The organism is Allocatelliglobosispora scoriae (assembly GCF_014204945.1).
Classification (GTDB): domain Bacteria; phylum Actinomycetota; class Actinomycetes; order Mycobacteriales; family Micromonosporaceae; genus Allocatelliglobosispora; species Allocatelliglobosispora scoriae.
In genome coordinates, this window is the sequence record NZ_JACHMN010000001.1 from 24,599 (window position 1) to 43,920 (window position 19,322).

Below are 19,322 nucleotides of genomic sequence, written 5' to 3' on the forward strand. Positions count from 1 at the left end.
CAACCAGGACCACGGACATCGCGACTGCCGTCACGGCACGCCGGCCAAAACATCTGCCAGACCACATGAACAATCACACCCCGTCGATTGATGAAGAGTACGGACACGGTCCCCGATCAGGGTTTAGGGCCGGTATATCGTCCGTATAGCGCAACACCTTCACGGGCAACAGAAAGTGACCATTTGTCGTAGGATGCCGGACGTGCATTTCGGGATCCTGGGACCGCTGCGGGTGACCGCCGAGTCACGGCTGGTTCCGCTCGGTGGACGCAACCTGCGGATCGTGCTGGCGATGCTGCTGTGCCATCCGGGGCAGGCGGTCAGCACCGACACACTGACCGAGGCGATCTGGGAGCAGTCGCCGCCTCGGACATCCGCCAAGAACATCCAGGTCCACGTTCACCGGTTACGTCAGCTGCTGGGTGAAGAACGGATAGTTCGCCAGCCTCACGGATACCAGATCGAGGTTCTGCGCGACGAGCTCGACGCCACCATGTTCGAGGACTTCGCCACGCAGGGCCGCGACGCCCTGGTCGCGGGCCAGCCCTCCCTCGCCCGGTCCTTCTTCTCCCGGGCGTTGGAGCTGTGGCGAGGCCCGGTTCTCGCCGACCTGGCCGACGTGCCAAGGCTGCGATCCGCGGTCGTGCGGTGGGAAGAGCTGCGCCTGTCGACCTGGGAGGACCGGTTCGAGTCCGCCTTGGCGCTCGACGCCCATCACGAGATCGTGGCCGAGGTCGCGACCCTGCTGGCGGAGCACCCGCTGCGGGAACGGCTGCGTGGCCAGCACATGGTCGCGCTGCACCGAAGCGGCCGACCCGCGGAGGCGCTGCAGTCCTACCACGACGGGCGGCGGATCCTGGCCGAGGAACTCGGCGTCGACCCCTCCGGCACGCTCCAGCAGCTCTACCTGACGATCATGCGAGGCCAGAGCCCGCAACCGCGTACCAAGGAGCCCTCGGCACGCAGACCGGTGGGCCAGCTTCCGGCCGGCATCCCCGACTTCGTCGGCCGGTTGGACATGCTTGCGCAGATGGACTCGTGGGCGAGCCCCGGCACCCCGCACGCGCCGTTGCTGCTGACCGGTGGCGCAGGAATGGGCAAGACCGCGCTCGCGGTGCACTGGAGCTGGCTGCACGCATCCGCCGAAGGGCTGGAGCACCTCTACATCAACCTGCGGGGGTACTCCGGCGAGACACCGATGCCGCCCCTGGAAGCGCTGACGTACTTCCTGTCCGGCCTGGGGATCGCCGCCGAGTTGATACCGGTGGACGCGGTCCAGGCCGCAGGCCTCTACCGCAGCCTGCTGGTGGATCGTCGTATCCTGATCGTCCTGGACAACGCCAACACCACCGAGCAGGTCCGCCCGCTACTGCCCGGCGGCACGGCCACCAGGGTGATCGTGACCAGCCGCGACCGGCTCAGCGGACTCGTCGCACGCGATGGCGCGCGCCGGCTCGAGCTGCAGAAATTCACCCCGCAGGAAGCCCTCGACCTGCTCACCCGCATATCTCCCACACCGATCAGCGCCGCCCCGGCCGAAGACCTCGCCCTGCTGTGCGGTCACCTGCCGCTCGCACTGCGAGTGGCCGCCGCCAATCTGACCGATGGCCGGTACGCGAGCATCGCCGAACTCGTCGCCGAAGCTGCCGAGACCGCTTGGCCCGCCGGCGTTGAGCTCGACGACGACGTCCACTCCGGCACCAAGATCGCCTTCGACCATTCCTACACCCGCCTCGGGACGGCTGAACAGCAGCTTTTGCGGGCGCTCAGCGTGGTTCCCGGTCCTGGATTCAGCGTTTCAGCCGCCGCGGCGCTGACGTCCCAGTCCGTCACGGCCGCGCTGTCGCAGGTGCACCGGCTCACCGGCGCGCACCTCATCGAACAGCAGGCAGCCGACCAGTTCAGCCTGCACGACTTGGTCCGACGCTACGCCGCAACCATGTCGGTCAACATCGACGGCCCCGCGCTTCGCGACCGCTTCCGCCAGGCGCTCCACGAGCACTACCTGCATCACGGAGACCGCGCCGCGCGAGTAGCGTACCCGCAGATCCTGCGGTTGCCGCGGCAGTCCGCGGCGACCTCCCCCGAAGAGCATGCGTTTCCCGACGCCGACGCGGCCATGCGCTGGCTCGACGCCGAGCGGGCGAATTTGATCGCCGCGGTGGAAGACGCGGCGGGCCGCGACCATCACGAAACGGTGTGGGTGCTCGCCGACACCTTGCGCGGGTATTTCTCCATCCGGCGGCATGTCGGCGACTGGCTCAAGACCGCCCGGCTTGCCCTCCACGCCGCAGAGCAGGCACGCCACCCTGCCGGTCAGGTCTCGGCGCGGCTGAGCCTGTCCATGGCCCTGTGGTTCCTCGGCCAGCGGCAGGATGCCATCGATACGCTGACCCCTGCGGTCGATCTGGCGCGCGGCATCGGCTGGTTCGACGCCGCAACCTCCTGCCTGGGCAATCTCGGCGGGATCTACGGCGACTGGGGCAAGCTCACCGACGCCGCCGCATGCCTGGCCGAGGCCCTGGAGACGCACCCCCACGACGGGCCGCTGACGACCAAGGCCAGCCTGCTGGTCAACCTCGGAGCAGTCACCCATGACATCGGCCACCTGACCGCCTCGATCACACACCACACTGCGGCCCTGGCCATCTTCGAGCAGCTCGATGCACCCCTCAGCGCCGCCCGGGCGGAGGCCAACCTCGGCGAGTCACTGCTGACCATGGGCGATATGGAAGCAGCCCGCCAACGCCTCGACTCAGCGTTGGACAAGCTCAAGGCCGAACACGACCGCTACAGCGAAGCAGCAGTGCTGATCAACCTCGCCAGGCTGCACCGCAGGCACGGAGACGACGCCAGGGCTGCCGCATTCGCGGCACGCGGCCTGGAGATGGCCCGGGCCATCGACGCGAAGAACCACATCTCCGCCGCACTCTCCATGATCGCCAGCCTTGAACGAGACCCCGTTCAGCATCAACACGCCATCGAGACCGCGCGAGCGGGCAACTCGGGATATGCCGAAGCCGAAGCCCTCTCAGCCGCCGCACAGACCGAGGCCGCGATCGGACGGCTGGGCAACGCAGCCCAACTATGCCGACAAGCGGTCACGTTCAGCAGCGCCGCGGGCTACCGCAACCTCGCAGCTGAAGCCCTGGTACAGCTCGCCGAGGTGCACGAGGCTCAAGGCCTTCGCGAGCAGGCCGCACTGACCGCAGCGCAGGCCCGCGCTCTTCTCGACATCACCGGCTGCAAACGCTTCGACGATCGACTCCGCCCACTGATCAATTGATCATCACAAGTCAATTTCGCCGCGGCCTAGCGCGGTTGGGGCGGGCGCTCGTCTACGTGCTGCGGCCGGGACTGCCAATGCCTCAAGTGGTCTCTGCCCGGCCCTTCTGGGGTTACACCATCTGACGGCAGAACGTATCGCGCGTAACGGCCAGCACGTTCAGTGCGGACTGTGTCCGTCATGTCCGTCGCCGGCTCTGGTGTTCAATTCGAGTTGATGTTCATTTCAGCAGCTTGGCGAACCGCCGGTAGGGGAAGGCCTCTAGCGCCGCAGCCGTAGGAAGCGGTGCCTGCAGCCTGCGTGCATCGCGGGCTGTCGCAGTTCACAGCTGGGTCGGTTTCTCGGTGGGGAGACTTGTGCGGTTCATCGCGCTACTCGGGAAACGGCGAGCCGTAGTAGGCCTGGCAGCTGGTCGTCGGCGGTACGGGCGTCCTTGAGCAGGGTCAGCATCACCGTGGTGTCGCCGACCCGCGCCACTGCCCGGTCGTCCACGATGAAGGCGGCGTTGCCGATCCCCGGCAGCGGTGTGCCCCTGCCGTTGGTCTTCCACAACAGGGCGCCGACCATGCCCTCCGCGGCGTGCAGCATCAGGACGGGTCGGCGGTCGGCGGTCGTGAACTGGACCATCGCGCCGGGTCCGGGGATACGCAGGCCGCGTACCCCGGTGGCCACGTTGAGCGCTTGCGCGATCTCGTCGGCGGCCAGCAGTGCCCCGGAGAGAGCGGCAGTGCCCAGAGCGTGGCCGGCGGCGTCGGTGCCCCGGTTGACGGCGGCGGCGACCACGTTCTCTGATTCTCCGGAGGCCTCACCGCGGTGTCCGGCGGTCGCCTTCTCCAGCAGCGTGATATCGGTGGCGCGACGTGACCAGGGGCGGGCCGTGATGCGGACGGTGTCGCCGGTGCCGCAGCGAGAACTGATCGCGGCGGGCATGCCCCAGGCGACCGTGTGGTCACCGCTGCCGTCGTCGACCGCCAGGTAGTAGGTGACGGTGACGCTGTAGCGGTGGTTCTGGTCGCCCCGCTGCTCGGTACGCCAGCTCTGAATCCACAGCACCTGACCGGTGATCGTCCGGGTGAGCGCCACGTCGGCGAGGGTACGCACGAGGGTGTAGGCACCGAGCAGAAGCAGTCCGGCGCCGACGACGGGGCCTGCCCAGCTGATGACGCCCAGGTACGGGCCAGCGGCGCTGGTGCTGACGGAGCCGGTCTCGCTGATCGCCGACACCACCGGATGCCAGAACTTCACCAGCACCGTGCCGACCGCGCCGAGAACGATCGCGCGCAGCAGCAGTTTCGGTACCGACAGCCCGGCATGGCCTCGGGCGCTGGGGTAGCGGACCCGCACTCGGTGCCAGGTACCGCCGAATGACGACCAGACGAGTTTGCGGTTGCCCATGCCCATGTCGATGACCGCGCTGGCGGTCCGGGTCGCGCCCAGCGCGGCACCGTAACCCAGGTAGCGGTCCCACACCACGACCGCCGCCGGCGGCAGCTCCGCGAACACCTCATGGCCGCGAAGCCACTCCCGTACGCCGAGCCATCGGCTGGCCGCCGCGCGCCCGGCCGCAGTGTCGCGTTCCCCGATGTTGCGCCCGGCGTATCCGGCCAGCAGCGCGAAACTGACCAATGCGACGCCGAGGGTGGCCCCGAGGTCGTTGTCGCGGCCGCCATGATCCGGCGTACGCAGCAGGAAGTGCCCGGTACCGAACGCGATCCCGGCGGCGGCGATCCCGGCGACGACGACCAGCAGCACGATGGCGGCGGGACCGAACCGCCGCTGGGACAGCCCGCGGGCGCGGGACTCGGCGACGACCTCCTGGCGCAGATGCTTCCACCAGGTACGTGCGGCGGCCTCGTTGCGGAAGGTCAACGCGGTCAGCGGCACCACGCCGTCGACCGCGAGCCCCGCTACCCGCTTGTAGATCCTCAGCTCATAGGCATTGAGGCCGGTCGGCTGGGTGCCGGTCAGGTGGATGGTGGTGTGCCGGGGATCGTTGTCGGGCTGGCGCAGCTCGAAATACTTGCGGGCGGCAAGGTCCAGCAGTGTGGCCTCGGCGGCATCCTCGGTGACCTCCCATCCGGTCCCCAGAAGGCTGGCGATGGCCGGCGGCTCCGGGCCGAGCTCTTGGCCCGCTGGCGCGGGGCTGATCCCCCGGGGGCGGGTGGCTACCCGCATGGCCGCATAGACGGCTGCGTAGAGCGCGACGGAGGCACCGATCGCGCCGATCTCGACGATGACGGGGTTCATCCGCTGGCCCTAGAACCGGACCTGGACGGGACCGCGCTCGCCGTCGGCGGCTTCGAAGAAAGCCGACGCGCGGAAGCCCAGCATGCCCGCGATGACGTTGGTGGGGAACGTCTGCAACGCGTTGTTGAGCGTCTGCACGGCGGTGTTGTAGAACTGCCGGGCGTAGGAGACCTTGTCCTCGGTGGTGGCGAGTTCGGCCTGCAGCGCACCGAAATTGGCGCTGGCCTTCAGGTCCGGATAGGACTCCGACAGCGCGAACAGCCGCCCGAGGCTCTGGGTCAGGGCGTTCTCGGCGCCCGCCCGGGTCGCCGGGTCCGCGGCGCTCACGGACACGGCCGCGGACCTGGACGCCACCACGGCGTCCAGCGTCGCCTTTTCATGCGCGGCGTAGCCCTTGACCGTCTCGACGAGGTTGGGGATGAGATCGTGGCGTCGCTTGAGCTGCACATCGATCTGTGCCCACGACGCCTGCACCTGATTGCGATGACGCACGAGCCGGTTGTAGGTCACCGCGACCCAGACCAGCAGCAAGACGACGAGCAGACAGAGGCAGCCACCCAGGCCGCTGCCCAGTGTGGCGGGGGTGATACTCACAGCGCCATTTCCCTTCCTGACCGGCACGCCGCGCATGACGTACGGATCATGAAGGGTAGGGCGGCGATACGGCCCGCGTCATCGGTGCCAGCACCTATCGGGGCACCGCAACAGCAGGCTACCGGCCGGTGCGTCCGTGGCGGGCGCCCGATGGTCGCCGACGGGGAAGGTCCCACTGGCACTGCCTACGCGCTCGGCGAGCCCGCTCAGCCAAGAACGAGTGGCTGGATCTGCGCCGCCGCGACCGCCGTCGCATATGTTCACGATCAGCCTGACTGCCCCGGTGTTACCCGGCTGCGGATGGTGGCGACCCCAGCGTGTTTGACCGCGTTGGGCCACAGCCCCGCAGGCGACGGTTCTCGACAGCGCCTACGGTATGCGGACCGGCGCCCGCTACTACACCCTCACCGATGCCGCGGTCGCCGAACGGTCCGACCGCCAACTCCCCGGGCCCGTGCAGGTCGGTCCCCGCGAGCCCCTGATCTGTCCGACCGGGTCACTCGAGGATCCGGCTGTAGCCCCGACCGACCCCGAACGCGCCGACCGCATCCTCGAGAAGTTCGACCACGAGATCAGGTACTACTACGGCTGCGCCGCCCGAGGCAACGTCGACCTTTACGTGATCTGGTAGCGGAAGCATTTGGCGCTCGAACCGGGAGCACACCGGATGCTCCCCATCATTGTGCGAATACCCAGAACCCTGGCTGTACGGATGCAGGGGGCGATGGGACATACATCGACTGGGGTAAGATTTGCAGCCGATGCCTCCAGGAGGACGAGATCGTGCGCGGGCTGCGGCTATTTGGGTGAGAGCTGCCTAAAGAGTTCGGACAACGAGAGCGTGCGCCTCCTGATCAACACGCTCAGGGGCCGACGTCATCCGATACCTCATCCTGAGGCGGGTTGAAGTCAGTCGACCGGGTCTCGTGCAGCCAGACAGCTCGCTCGTGATATCGCTCGATCGCATCCTGAAGGCTGCAATCAGCTGCAACGCGGATCTCCTTGATCGCCGCGATCGCCACACCACCCAGGATCAAGTCGTCAATCCGCTCCCACCCGCTCATCGCCCCATTCTGGCCGCACCGCCTCTAGGCTGCGACAGGATTCCGCAGCATGACTGCACGACGGTCGACACCAGCATTTTCCTCAAGCCTCGATCCACTAAGCGAGGAAGTCCGCGAACAGGACCCGCAGGGTGGTGATCGTCTCTGAGGTGTGCGTGTGGTGAATGCCCACCATGCCACTGCGTCCTGCAGGTTGAACGCAGGACCTTCTGCCGGGACAGCCTTGATCGACCGGCTCAACTACCGTGGCGTCATGCCCCTCGTGCTGCTCGTTGAGGACGGCCTCCCGGTCCGGGCGGCGCTGACCCATGCGCTTGACGGCGCCGACGCGCTGCGCATGCTGCGGGCTGTCTGTGGCGCTGGCGTGATGCTGGTGCCGACGCGGTGACGCCACGGACTCCCCGCACCGCCCGAGCCCGGCTCATCGTCGTGCTGGTGCTGTTCGCCCCGGCGATGTGGTTGAGCTCGCTCGAGGTGACCGGCCTGCCCTCGATCATGCTGATCGGCTCGGCGCTGTTCCTCGTGGTCCAGTTGACCTGGCTGCGCGGGGTCCTGCGGCCCCGGGGCATGTTCCTCTGGAGCTTCACCGTGCCCGCCCTGCTCGGCGTGGCTCTCGTCCTGCCCTTCGGCGCAGACGGCATCTTCTTCTATCCGACGATCGGCGTCGCCGCCGCGGTGATCGCCGTGCCGGCGGGCTTCGCCGGGCTCTGGCTCGGTGACCTGTCGCAGCTGCGCCGGCGGCCGAGTGTCTTCATCAGTTACCGGCGCGACGACGCCGCCAGGGCAGGCCGGCTGCTTTACGAGAGCCTGGTGGCCCGATACGGGCGGCACACCGTCTTCTTCGACACCCAGTCGCTGACGCCAGGGGTGAGCTGGCGGCAGCAGCTGCGCGAGGTCATCGAACGCTGCGACATCGTGCTGGTCGTCATCGGTCCGGGGTGGACCGAACTGCGGGGCGCGACCGGCTCCCGCCGACTCGACGACCAGGACGACCCGGTCCGGGCGGAGATCGAGGCGGCGCTGGCCCTCGGCAAGCCCACCGTGCCGATCCTGGTGGACGGCGCCGTGCTGCCCCGGCCGGAGCGGCTGCCCGAGAGCATCCGACTGCTGCCGGACCTGCACGGTGTGGCCCTACGGCCGCCCCCGGACTTCGTCGCCGACCTCGCCGCGCTCGGCGACAGCCTCGACAACACCCAACGGCCGCGCGCTCGGGGCTCGATCCTGGCGTTGACCAGGCCCACCGGGCGGTGGCGCAGGACCCGGATCGCCCTCGCCGCCGCCGTCTACGCCGCGGTCGTGACGGTGCCGACGGCCTGGGGCGTGTTCACCAGTGACGCCGCCGACTTCGACGCGGCGGTGCTGTCGCCGGACGGCCGACGGGTGGCGACCCTCGGCGGCGGCTCGCTGCGCGTCTGGAACATCGAGACCGGCGCCCTGGAGGGTCGCCGATCGCTGTCGGAGGACTCCTACGACATGCTGCTGTGGTCGCCCGACGGCACCATGATCTCCGTCGCCGGGCAGCGGGAGGGTTCACTGACGATCTGGCGGGCCGACGACCTCACCGCGCTCCACGACCTCGCCGGGCACCAGGGCTTCGGGTGGACCAGCATCGGCGGTCGGGATCCGGTCGCCTGGTCGCCGGACAGCACCCGGATCGCGGCGGGCGATGAGTCGGGCACGCTGCGCGTGTGGCGGATCGAAACCGCTCAGCGGACCGACACCACACGGCCGACCGACCCGCTGCAGCCGGCCGCCGACCTGTCCCTGGAGGGAGGCGGTATCACGACCCTCGGCTGGGGCCCGGGGGCACCCGATCGGATCGCCGTCGGGACGCAGGACGCATCGGTGCGGATCGTCCGGGTCGAGGACGAACTCACCGTGACGGACGCGTTTCTACAGGCGCCGCCGGAGCCGAGGGACGCCGCTCGGCCGCCCGGCCTCGCCACCGGGCTCCCGACGCAGGCCTCCAGCACCACATCGGTGGCGTATCTCGCCTGGTCACCCGATGGTCGCCGGATCATGACGATGACGGATCAGCGCACCTGGGTCAACGACCTCGACGCGACGGGCGACCGTACCCGCGAGGTGCCGGTCAAGGATTACGCCGAGGATCTGAGCTGGTCGCCCGACGGCACCGGGTTCGCCCGGGCGGAGCGGGGAACGTCCGACGGGCTGGGAGTCTACGACATCGACAGCGGCACCCGGGTGGTCCTGCCGACCGGCCTCTGGGAGTATTCCGGCCGCCACGACCTCGCCTGGTCGGCGGACAGCGCCGAGGTGGCGATGGTGGACCGGTTCCACATCCGGATCTGGTCACGCGACCAGCGGCACCAGGTGGCCGTCGTATCCCACGACGATGCCGACGAGGGCGTCGCAATGATCGGCTGGGCCGCCGGCACACACCGGATCGCGGTCTACACCAGGGACGCGGTCCAGGTGTGGGACGTAGACACCGGGTCGATGGCCGCAGAGTTCCGCGTCCCCGTCGGGGAGGCCCTCTTCGGCTGACGACGGCCGCGCGGCACGAAGCGAAGGGGCCGGACGCGATTGTCGAGCGGCGACCGGTCAGCAGCCGCCACAGGTGCAGAACCGGATGTCCCAGTGGTCGCGCTCGTCGCTCTAGAGGTATCAGATGCGGACTGGTACTGGCAGCCACAGCCGAAGACGCTGCAGTGGCCAGGGCGGGAGTGGCTGCGGCGAGCAAGGTCGGTGCGTGGGTGCCTCGGCCCTTCATGTGCATCGTGGAACGTGGAATGTCCGCTCCCGTCATTGACGGCTGGATTCATCCTGACGCGGTGGCGGTGCCGTTCTGGTGTTGATCCAGGTGATCAGGTCGGGGGCGGCCATGTGGGCGGCCGTAGTACCAGCCCTGCCCGACGAGGGGGCCGATACGTCCCAGGGCAGTCGAGGTCGCGGCGTCTTCGACGCCTTCGGCGACGACAGGCAGTCCGAACGTACGTCGTCGAAGATGACCTCACCGCCGGTCGTGATGAGGTATTTGCAGGAGCTTTCACTGACCGGGTTCTGCCGGAACCCGGCGAACTCCGGACCCGGCCCGATCACACTCTTCCAGTAGGACCGCCGATCATCGACGATGGTGATGAAAGCCATCGGCGCCGATGTCACCGCCGCGGCCAGGTCGGCGAGATCATCGACATTTCACTGACAGGCCGGATGCGTGCGCACCTCCGGCGACCGCATCAGGCGACGGCGGCCTCGCCCTGGCCTGCCACGACTAGGTTCTGTCTCGCGGATCAAGTCCGTCGGGTACGGCGCGTAGCCAGTCCAGGGCCTCGACGAGGTCGAGGGTGGCCTGTTAGTGGCTAGCCAGCTTGTCGTAGCGGGTGGCGAGTCCGCGCCAGTGTTTGCGCCTGTTGAACCCGCGTTCTACCTGGTTGCGTTTGCGGTAGGCGGCGCGGTCGAAGTTCGGTGGTCTGCCGCCGGTTCGGCCGCGCCGCTTCCGGTTGGCGATCTGGTCGTTGGGCTCCGGGATGACCGTGGTGATGTCCCGCGAACGCAGCAGCTTCGGTTGGCCCGTGACGAGTACGCCTTGTCGCCGGTCAACGAGTCCGGACGCTTGCGCGGCCGGCCGATGCCACCCGGACGTGGCACCGCGACCTGGTCCAGTAGGGCCGCCAGCTGGCGGGTGTCGGCAGCCTGACCCGGGGTGATCCGGGTTGCCAGGGACCAGCCACGCCCGTCGGGCAGGGTGTGGACCTTGGTGGTCAACCCGCCGCGCGAGCGTCCGATGGCTTGCCGTGCTGGCGATTCGCCACTCGGAAGCCCCTTTTACGAGCGCCAGCCGCGTGCTGGTGCACCCGCACGATCGTGGCGTCGATCTGGGCGTCCCAGTCGATGTCTTCGTCGGCCTCGGCCAGGGCGACGACGTGCTTCTTGGCCATCGCCCAGGTGCCGTAGGCGGCCCAGCGCCGGAACCGCTGATAGGCCGTCTTCCACGGCCCGTACCGTTCAGGCAGGTCACGCCACGGCGACCCGGTGCGTTTGATGCAGCAGATCGCGTTGACGACCTGCCGGTGGTCACGCCACTGCCCGCCGCGAGCGGGCTGCGCCGGCAGCAACGGCTCCAACACGGCCCACTCGGCGTTGCTCAGATCCCCACGAGCCACACCCGTCTAACGAACCAGATTCATGATCCGCGAGACAGACCTAGGCGGTCAGTTCGGCGATCTGCGCTCGGGCCTGGGCTAGTTCGAGTTCGAGCCGGGCTACCTCGTATTCGAGTTGGACGATGCGGCAGGCGGCGGCGAGGTTCATGCCGGTGTCGACGACCTGGCGGGCGCGTTCGGCCATGGCGAGGTCGTGGCGGGAGTATCGGCGGTGGCCGCCGTCGGACCGTGCGGGGTGCAGCAGCCCGCCGTCGCCGAGGCTGCGCAGAAATCCCGGCTGTACTCCGAGCAGTCCGGCGGCGGTGCTCATCGTGTAGGCGGGGTAGTTGGCGTCGTCGAAAATGCTGGCCATCGGTCACTCCTCTTCAACGCGTATAGCCCCGGTCCGCCGGGGCTATACGCGTTGTCGTGCGGACGGGTCAGGTGGTGGCGCCGACGAGTTCGTCCTGCCGGTCTCCACCGCTGTCGATCATCTTGCGGTCGTCGGTGCGGCCGATCTGGATCTGGCGCGGCTTGGCCTGCTCGGCGACCGGCACGGTGACGGTCAGTACGCCGTCGCGGTAGTCGGCCTCGATCGCGTCGAGTGCCAGGCCGTCGCCGAGGACGATCTGCCGCCCGTAGTCGCCGGTCGGCCGCTCGGCGAGCACGAACTGCGCGCCGTCGGGTGCGGTCGTGCGGCGGCGGGCCCGGACGGTCAGCGTGTTGCGCTCGGCGGTGACCTCCAGGCTGTCGGCGTCGACGCCGGGAAGGTCGAACTGGAGTACATACGACTCGCCGTGCCTGTAGGCGTCCAGCGGCATGAGCCGGGGCGCGCGGCTGGCGCCCATCATCTCGCCGGCCAGTCGGTCCAGCTCACGAAACGGGTCGAAACGCAACGCGGACATGAACAACACCTCCGTGGTGAGAGAGCTTTCTACTCGTTAAAGTAATCCATCTGAGTCATAAAATCTAGTCCGGCTGGCATAGATTTTATGACTCGGAGCCGGTGACCTCGCGGCACGCCTCCAGCAGCTGGCCGAAGGTGACAGCCCTGGCCGGCTGCTTGCTCGGCTCGGACGACGACCCGAGGCGCGCGCCGAACTGGAGCTCGCCGCTCGGCTCTGCGCCGACCTGTGCGAACGCTCCGTGCTGCTGCGCGAGGCGGCCGCCCTGGTCTGTCTCCGACCCGCTGGAGAGCTCGGGTGCGCCGTCAGGGGCCGCTGTGGATGAGTGGCGCCCACAGCTCCGGCCTGGCCGGATTCTCCGCCCGCAGCCGCAGGGTGACCTCGCGCAGGGCGACGGCGGCGCCGTCGGCTCCGGGGCCTGCTGGTAGCTCCTCGTAGAATGCCGCCGCGGCGGTGGCCGCGATGCTGTCGCGCAGGGGCCACAGGCTCGCCACCACGTGTCGGAACCCGGCGAGTTGAAACGCCGACGCGAGATGCAGCACCTCGTCCGCGTGGCGGGTGCCGTAGTGGGCTGTCGAGCACGCGGAGAGGTAGGCGAGTTCGGCCTCGGCGAGCCGCAGGCCGCCGATCTCCGGCAGCCGCAGTGTCCGGTCGTGCATCAGCAGGCCGCCGTCGGCTGGTGACGACGGCTCGGCGACGGCGTGGCATGCGAAGTGCACCCAGGTCGCCTGCCGCAGGCCCGCGACCACCCGGTCGGCGGTCGCGTCGCCGTCGGCCAGCGTGGCGCCGTCCGATGACGGGGCTTCCTCGGCGGTCCTGGACAGTTCGGCCTGGCCGGGTGTGCGGCGAAGGGCTACCGAGAGACGGCGGCGCTGGTCGGCCGCCGGGCGTGAGCGAGAGTGGTGGAGGACGCGTAGGGAGGGTACGTAGGACGAGATCAGCGCGTCGAGCGCGCCGACGTGGCGGAGGTGGCCCGCGGCGTGCAGGGGCAGCAGGCCGAGCAGTCCGGTCGGCACCCACCAGACGCGGTGCGGAGCGTCGCCCGCGTCGGGCAGCGAAGCCACTACGGGTCCGACCGCGGTGTCCCATAACCGGCCGAGGAGCCGGGTCACGGTCTGTCGCATCGGCAGGACACCGGCCGGCTTCAGCTGGTTCTCCGCTGCGGCCAGCAGTTCCCGTACCATCGCCTCCACATCGGACTCGTGGAGATCGGGCAGCGCGATCATGGTCGGTTCGCGGTCCGAGTGCACGACGACGGCCTCGCCCCGGTCACCGCTGACGTTGAGCAGTACGCCGTAGCCGCCCTCGACGGCGACGCGGAGCCGGTCGAGGCTCGGCGCGGCGAGGAAGTCCGACTGCCCCGGCTGGCGGCGGATCTCGGCGAGGAGTCGATCATGGTCGGCCCACCACCTCTGCCGGTCCTGCGCCGCGAAGTGCGGGGTGTTGAGCCGTTCACACGCCCAGCGGAACTTCTCGGCGAGGATCTGGTCGATCTCCAGCCGCGTCGGGTCGACCCGCGTATTGGCCTGGCTCGCCAGCAGCACCCCACGCCCCAGCTCGGCGAACTCCACCGCAGCGGCGGGGTCGCCGGCTGCGCAATGTGCCGCGACCCCGGCGCCGACGAGCCCGGCATGGCGGCCCAGTCGGTGCTGCTGATCGGTCCAGCCGGTCTCCCTCGGCGCCACCGAGTGCAGGACTTCCGCCGCCCTGGTCAGCATCGCCGCCGCGAGAGGGGCGTTTCCGGCGGCGCCGGCGAGCAGACCGAGCGCGTGGTGTGCCGCGACCCGGTCGCTCGGGGCGGCCGACCTCGTGTCGGTCACCTCGGCCGCGAGGGCCGCGAGCCGTGTCGGGTCCGGTGCCGGTCCCGCGATCAGCCGCTCGCGGTAGACGTCGCAGAGCGCCGTCACCGTTCTCAGCCGGGCGCCGTGGTCGTGCGGGACGGTGGCCAACGCTCCCTCCGCGTCCGCGACTGCGGCTTCCACATCGGCTGGGTCCCCGTCGAGGCGGTGACGGGCGAGCAGCACGGCGGCGCGGCTCGACAGAAGTTCCGGCAGGACGCGTTGTCCGTTGCGCGTGCCGGCCACGGCGTCGTCGATGAGTTCGATCGACCGGTCGAGGTCGCACCGGTCACCGGCCACGGTGTGGCGTAGGGAGTAGGCGGCGGCGAGGCTCGCCTGCCTTCCGGCCAGCGCGGTGTCGCCCGCGCCGGTGGCGGCCACGGCTGCCGCGCCGTGGCGGACTGCCCGGTCGAGGTCCTGCCGGTCCCCGGTGACGGAGTAGCGCTGCTGGTAGGCGTACCCCAGGTGCGCCAGCCACTGCGGTGACGGCTCGGCGGGTCCGGCGACCGCCCGTTGGCTATGTTCGATCGCGTCGGTCAGCGCCGTGAGCGCTCCGGTGTGGGTGAACTGGGTCAGGCGGATGCCGACGAGTTCCGAGAGGGCTCGATCTCGTTCGAAGTGGCCCGCCGGGGCCGCGACGACGGCGGCCTCGGCCCATTTCACCGCCTCTGCCAGCTGGTTCGCGTCGGCGGTGTTCAGGTACTGGTCGTGCAGGGCCGCGGCGAGGCAACCGAGCACGCCGGGCCGCTGATGATTGCCGGGGCGCAGGGCGCGCTGCGCCAGCCTGGCGAGGCTCGCCGCGCGATCCAGGTCGCTCCTCGACCGGCTGTGTTCGGCGTGTCTGAGCAGGACCCGGGCGGCGACTGCGAGCCGGCCGGCGGCGCCGTCGTCGGCCGGCGTGTCCGTGCTGTCCGCGGTGATCCGGTCGGTGAGGGTCGTGGCATCCGCCAGATCGCTGCTGTGGCCCACGCGCTCATAACGTCTCAGCAGCGAGGCGCAGAGTTCCGACACGATTGCGGCGTCGGCTCGGTCTCCGGCGAGTCGCACCGCCTGCCGACCGAGGTCGACGGCGCTGTCGGCGTACCCGGGGATGCCGGTGTGGTCGTGATAGAGCCGGTAGGCGGCGCCGAGGTCGGCGAGGACGGTCACGGTCGGGCCGGTCGCCGCCAGCGTTCGGCGGAGCAGGTTGATCACTCGACGGAGATCGGCGGGATCGCCGCGGAGCCGGTAACGCCACCGGTACGCGGCCGCGAGGTGCGACCACGGCTCGGTGTCCCGGTCGTACTCGTCCGGGATGGCCACCGCGGCCTGCCCGGCGGTGATCGCTTCGGCGAGGTCGTCGAAGCTGCGGTGCAGTTCGAAGCGGCGGCGAAGCGCCTGGCACAGGTGCGTCAGCTGACCGCGCGGTGGGGGAGTCATCAGCAGGATCGCGGCGTCGAGCAGTGCCGGATCTTCGTCCACGGTCGATGCGTGCAGCAGGCGTAGCGCCGTCTCGGCGCGTTCGTCGTCGTCACACTCTTTGCCGAGCAGCGGTTGCAGGCCCAGCGGGATGTTGTGGAGCTGGCTCGATTCGGGTTGGAGGCTCAGCAGGGTTCTGGCGAGTTCGACGTCGCTGCGGTGGCCGGAGGTCAGCAGGTAGCGGTGGTAGTGGAGCTGGCTCAGCGCCAGGGTCGCCGCCGCGAACTGTGCGTCGAGCCTGGCGCCGGGGTGGTCGAGGTCCACGGCCCGTACAGCCGCCCACAGCGCGGCGGCGTCCTCGCTCGGTTCCTCTCCGAGGACGTCGGCCGAGTTGCCGGTGGTGTGATGGCGATGAACCCAGGCCCTGGCCCTCCACGTCAGCGACTCTAGATCCACGGCATGGTTCCGTTCCGGGTGGTCACGGGGCAGCCTGGATCTCGACGAGCCGGGCGGGGCTGTGGGTCGGGTCCTCGACGGCGAGCAGCAGCCCGCCGTCGTCGAGTGCCGCCAGGCTCAGGCGAGGGTGGTCTCGGCCGGGCGGGTGCTCCAGCGATACGAGTTCCGTGCCCGATTCGACATCCCAGATCACTGTCGAGCGGCCCGTGGAGACGGCGACGGCGACCCGCAGGTCCGGCAGTTGCGCCAGTGCGACGCCGCCGCAGTGGTCTTGCGGCGCGGGGAGCGTGAACAGCATCCGGCCGGTGTGGCCGTCCCAGACCCGCACCAGGCCGCCCGCCAGAGCCGCCACCCGGAACGAGTGGTCGATCAGTGCCGTCATGGCCACCGCCGGCGTATTCGAGGTCGACGGCGCGTGTTCCACGGTGAACTCGTGCAGCTTGGCCTCGGTCGTCGCGTCCCAGACGTGGACCGTGGACGACTCGCTCGCGCCGGTCACCGCGGCGATGCAGACGTGGCCGTCGGAGAGGACCGCCGCCGCGGTCGACCAGACGCTCTCGATCTGAGGTGTGCCGATCCGGAAGGCGACTCGCCGGCGACCCCGCTCGGGGTCCCACGCCCGTACCGTCGCGTCGTCTCCGCCGGTGATCAGCCACGGGATGTCGTCGGGGGGATGCGCCCAGGCCAGACTGTGGACATTGACCTGGTCGGTACGGATCTCGGCCATGGGGCTGCCGTTGCGGACCGACCAGATCCGCGCCATGCCGTCGGCTCCTCCGGTCGCGAGAACGGGCCCGTGGTCCGCGGTGGACGTCAGCGCGACGGCGAGGACTCTCTCGCTGTGGCCGGAGAACGAACGGACCGGCTGGTCGTCTCCCGCGCGCCAGACATGCGCCAGGCTGTCGTGGGCGGAGGCGAGCATCCGCTCTCCGTCCGGGAGCACCGTCAGGTGGAGATCGTGGGGGCGTGTGGGCCCGCCGCTTGCGCGCCACGCGGCGTCGGTGACGTCGGCCGCGGTCATCGGCGGCGGGCCGTAGGGGCGGGGCGCGTCGGTGAGGCCCCGCACCGGGTAGGGGAGCGCGAGGCTGACCGTGAGCCGCCACGGAATGCGGATGGGCAGGCCGTAGATGGAGTCGTACTCCTCCAAGTCGTCGATCATCACGCTCTCGCCGGAGGGCAGGGTGTGCCAGCCCGCCGGTGCTTTCGACCGTTGACTGACGGGGACGCCGCGGACGTCGCTCGACTGGAAGGGCATTTCGTCGCTGGCGAACTGCCGCACCTCGTGCTCGTACGCCTCGACGGCCAGGTCGTAGTCGGGGTAGTCGACGACCCGGTAGTCGACGCCCTCCTCGTTGGCGGTCACCACGGCGAAACGCGATGAGCCGTCCAGCGGGTCCGTGTATTCGGTGAGCTCGATGAATCCGTTCAGGGCGGTGTGGGTCTGCGTACTGTGCGACGTCTGCCCCCGGTTGATGGCCGACTCGTACGCCTTCCACATCTCGTCCTGCGCCCAACCCCAGTGCGTGTGGAGGCACTCGTCCTCCTGGTTGTCGTAGAGGATCCGAGCGCCGTCCGCCCTGCGCAACACCGAGAAGGGACCCGAGTCCGGTTCGACGACCTCCCACGGCTTCTGGTCGTGGCGCTCCTGCAGTCTGCGCACGGCAAGCCACGCGGCTGCCTTGTCGGCGAAGCGCCGGTCGCCGAAGCCGGTGTGGCGCACGTACCACCCGCCGTCGTCGAGGCTGCCGACCTGGATGTGAACGGTGGTGGCGGGCCTCGGCGAGGTCTGTAGGCGCCATTGCATCGCGGGCCGATGAGTCGTGTCGCCCATCGCGATCTCCACCCCGGGATCGATCGTCATCGCGGCATCGTAGCGGTCGACTCATCGCCCGACGCGAATTGGCAAGGCGGCACGCTTGTCGATAGCATTCCGAAACCGTGGGACAGGTGAATACCGAAATCGTCGAACGAATCGTGCTCGGCGACCTGTGCGAGCAGTTGCCGCTGCTACGCGAGCAGTTCGCCGGATCCGACGAGGCGCGGGAACTCGACGCGATCGAGGCCGCGGCCCGAGCCCGGCTGCCGGTCACCGCGCTGCTCGAAGATCTGCTGGGCGTCAGCATGACCGACACGGTGCGTGGTGTGAGCACCGGTCTGCCCGGTGCGGCCGGCGGCAGGGCCGACGAGGAGTCCTACGGGTGTCCTGATCGTGCCTGCGATCGAATCGCCCATACCGTCCCGGCCGGTGCGGCGCCGACGTGTCGGCTCACCGGTGTGAGCATGGTCCGGCGCTGACCGCGTGGAGACCTTCATCGGCGGGCTGGCGAACAGGGCGCTTGACCGATGGGTCGGCCTCCTGCCCGGTCTGGCGTTCGTCCTCGCCGCCTGGGTCGGCAGCGTCCTCGGCTGGGCGCATGCGCTGGACCCGGGGCTGCTCACCGCCTCCGCGACGAAGGCGACCGCGACGTGGGGGACTCTGCCCGCCCTGGCGCAGGCCGTCGGGGTGCTGTGCGTGCTCGCCGCAGCCGGAGCCGTCGGGCTCTTGGTCCGGTCCCTGCGCCGACCGGTATGCGCCTGGTGGCTGGGGACGTGGCCGGTCAGGCTGCGGCAGGTGGCCCAGCGGCGGACCGCGCGGCGGCGGACCTGGTGGAACGAGCTGGTGCGGGAGCGTCAGGAACGGGAGAAGCAGCCGCCCAAGGACCGGACGCCCGCAGATCAGGCAGCCATCGACGCCCTGGCGCATCAGATCATCACCGTGGCGATGGCCGAACCCACGCGGCCCACCTGGATGGGCGATCGTGTCGCCGCAGTCGATTCGATCGGCTACAACCGCTACGGCCTGGATCTTCGCTTCGGCTGGTCGAGGCTGTGGTTCGTGCTCCCGGACACCGTGCGCACGGAGATCGCCGCCGCCGACGCCAGGTTCGCCAACACCGTGGTCACCGCGGCATGGGCCCTGCCCTACCTGGTCCTGGGCCTGTGGTGGTGGCCCGCCCTGCTGATCGCAGGGGGAACGGCGGTGGCGGGGTGGACACGAGCGCGGACCGCGATCGCCGACCTGACCGAACTGAGCGAGGCGGCCCTCGACCTGCACGGTCGCACGCTGGCGATCTCGCTGGGGGTCGCCGCGCCCGACAGCGCGGGCCCGCTCGCCAAGACCGAGGGCCAGGAGATCACCCGGCTGGTACGCAAAGGCCGCTGAACGTCGGGCACGGCCGCGGTGGCGAGGGCGGTCGCCGCCCTCGTCCCCGGCTCAGATCGCGAAGGACTTCGGGATCTCCGAGTCGTGCCTGCACCGCTGGGTCAAACTCGCCGACATCGAAGACGGCGCCCGCCCCGGCGTGACCGCTTCAGAGTCGGCCGAGTTTGAGACACTTCACTACCACAAACTCAGCCTGACCTGCCCCAACCTCGAGAGTCAACGAAAC

Annotated in this window: 14 protein-coding genes and 1 pseudogene; 6 read left to right on the top strand and 9 right to left on the bottom strand. The window is 69.7% G+C overall.

The genetic code is table 11. The features are described 5' to 3' along the window. Positions 1-202 precede the first annotated feature (202 nt). Entirely contained in the window at positions 203-3,286 is a 3,084-nt protein-coding gene (locus F4553_RS00085) for an AfsR/SARP family transcriptional regulator (protein ID WP_184830588.1), read from the top strand. A 363-nt stretch (positions 3,287-3,649) separates the two neighbouring features. Here the strand turns inward: F4553_RS00085 and F4553_RS00090 are convergent, their stop codons facing one another. Next, positions 3,650-5,533 (bottom strand): DUF2207 family protein, encoded by a 1,884-nt coding sequence (locus F4553_RS00090; RefSeq protein ID WP_184830590.1) that lies wholly within the window; start codon positions 5,531-5,533, stop codon positions 3,650-3,652. Between the two features lie 9 nt (positions 5,534-5,542). After that, positions 5,543-6,127: a LemA family protein gene (locus F4553_RS00095; protein WP_312875042.1), complete on the bottom strand. Its 585-nt coding sequence runs from the start codon at positions 6,125-6,127 to the stop codon at positions 5,543-5,545. 376 nt (positions 6,128-6,503) lie between these two features. On the opposite strand from F4553_RS00095, the gene F4553_RS00100 reads away from it, so the two are divergent. Continuing rightward, complete coding sequence (locus tag F4553_RS00100; protein ID WP_184830595.1) at positions 6,504-6,758, top strand: hypothetical protein; 255 nt, start codon at positions 6,504-6,506, stop codon at positions 6,756-6,758. 232 nt (positions 6,759-6,990) lie between these two features. On the opposite strand, the gene F4553_RS00105 is transcribed toward F4553_RS00100, so the two are convergent. Beyond that, positions 6,991-7,191 (bottom strand): hypothetical protein, encoded by a 201-nt coding sequence (locus tag F4553_RS00105; protein WP_184830597.1) that lies wholly within the window; start codon positions 7,189-7,191, stop codon positions 6,991-6,993. Between the two features lie 253 nt (positions 7,192-7,444). Here F4553_RS00105 and F4553_RS41625 point away from each other — a divergent pair, with 253 nt between their 5' ends. After that, on the top strand, positions 7,445-7,579 hold the full coding sequence (locus tag F4553_RS41625) for a hypothetical protein (RefSeq protein ID WP_281394922.1): 135 nt from the start codon (positions 7,445-7,447) through the stop codon (positions 7,577-7,579). Continuing rightward, on the top strand, positions 7,576-9,699 hold the full coding sequence (locus F4553_RS00110) for a toll/interleukin-1 receptor domain-containing protein (RefSeq protein ID WP_184830599.1): 2,124 nt from the start codon (positions 7,576-7,578) through the stop codon (positions 9,697-9,699). The genes F4553_RS41625 and F4553_RS00110 overlap by 4 nt, the downstream gene beginning before the upstream one ends. A 258-nt stretch (positions 9,700-9,957) precedes the next feature. On the opposite strand, the gene F4553_RS00115 is transcribed toward F4553_RS00110, so the two are convergent. The 6 genes and pseudogenes from F4553_RS00115 to F4553_RS00140 all read right to left on the bottom strand — a co-directional run bounded on the left by F4553_RS00115 (position 9,958) and on the right by F4553_RS00140 (position 17,755). Next, entirely contained in the window at positions 9,958-10,302 is a 345-nt protein-coding gene (locus F4553_RS00115) for a hypothetical protein (RefSeq protein WP_184830601.1), read from the bottom strand. A gap of 205 nt (positions 10,303-10,507) precedes the next feature. Further along, positions 10,508-11,318, bottom strand: a pseudogene (locus F4553_RS00120) (IS5 family transposase). A gap of 40 nt (positions 11,319-11,358) precedes the next feature. Further along, a complete protein-coding gene (locus F4553_RS00125; protein ID WP_184830603.1) occupies positions 11,359-11,670 on the bottom strand; it encodes a MerR family transcriptional regulator in 312 nt (103 codons plus the stop codon). A 67-nt stretch (positions 11,671-11,737) separates the two neighbouring features. After that, positions 11,738-12,202: an Hsp20/alpha crystallin family protein gene (locus F4553_RS00130; protein ID WP_184830605.1), complete on the bottom strand. Its 465-nt coding sequence runs from the start codon at positions 12,200-12,202 to the stop codon at positions 11,738-11,740. Positions 12,203-12,507: 305 nt separating this feature from the next. Beyond that, positions 12,508-15,894 (bottom strand): CHAT domain-containing protein, encoded by a 3,387-nt coding sequence (locus F4553_RS42160; RefSeq protein WP_184830607.1) that lies wholly within the window; start codon positions 15,892-15,894, stop codon positions 12,508-12,510. Between the two features lie 22 nt (positions 15,895-15,916). Then, positions 15,917-17,755 carry a WD40 repeat domain-containing protein gene (locus F4553_RS00140; protein ID WP_221469629.1) on the bottom strand — a complete coding sequence of 613 codons (1,839 nt, stop codon included), beginning with the start codon at positions 17,753-17,755 and terminating at the stop codon, positions 15,917-15,919. Positions 17,756-17,841: 86 nt separating this feature from the next. Here F4553_RS00140 and F4553_RS00145 point away from each other — a divergent pair, with 86 nt between their 5' ends. Further along, positions 17,842-18,189, top strand: coding sequence for a hypothetical protein (locus F4553_RS00145; RefSeq protein WP_221469630.1), 348 nt, complete (start codon positions 17,842-17,844; stop codon positions 18,187-18,189). Between the two features lie 4 nt (positions 18,190-18,193). Beyond that, positions 18,194-19,096: a hypothetical protein gene (locus F4553_RS00150; protein ID WP_184830609.1), complete on the top strand. Its 903-nt coding sequence runs from the start codon at positions 18,194-18,196 to the stop codon at positions 19,094-19,096. Positions 19,097-19,322: the final 226 nt, after the last annotated feature.